Genomic DNA, 548 nt, shown 5'->3' with positions numbered 1-548 from the left:
CTGTGAAGGGCGTATTCTACCCTGAAAAGTCAGAAAAACATCCCCTTTTGTGCGGTGGGCTTCGCGCTGTCGGGCAATTCGGTCACAATACGCTTTTTGCCAGGACACCGTCTATGCAGGCCGAAATTCTCCTTACCCTTCGACTTCAGCAGAAGCTTTTCGCCGATCCGCGACGTATTGCCCTGCTTAAACAGATAGAACAAACCGGTTCAATTAGCCAGGGCGCAAAGAATGCGGGCATTAGCTACAAAAGTGCCTGGGACGCCATCAATGAGATGAACAGCCTGAGCGAACAGACGCTGGTGGATCGGGCGACCGGTGGCAAAGGCGGCGGCGGCGCGATGCTAACCCGCTACGGCCAGCGCCTGATTCAGCTCTACGATCTGCTGGCCCAGATCCAGCAAAAAGCCTTCGACGTCCTGAGCGATGACGACGCGTTACCCCTCGACAGCCTGCTGGCCGCCATTTCCCGCTTCTCCCTGCAAACCAGCGCGCGAAACCAGTGGTTTGGCACCGTGACCGCACGCGATCGCGACCAGGTTCAGCAG

The 548-nt window shown here is 57.5% G+C and carries 1 protein-coding gene; it reads left to right on the top strand.

Features of this window, described 5'->3' with window-relative positions; translation table 11 throughout:
* Window positions 1-113: 113 nt before the first annotated feature.
* The coding region (locus tag K5E19_RS23730) for a LysR family transcriptional regulator (RefSeq protein ID WP_221553373.1) at window positions 114-548 on the top strand (435 nt) is incomplete at its 3' end.

Source organism: Enterobacter sp. RIT637 (assembly GCF_019718755.1).
GTDB lineage: Bacteria > Pseudomonadota > Gammaproteobacteria > Enterobacterales > Enterobacteriaceae > Enterobacter.
Note: the sequence above shows the minus strand (reverse complement) of the source record. Positions and strands in the feature narration are given on the sequence as shown.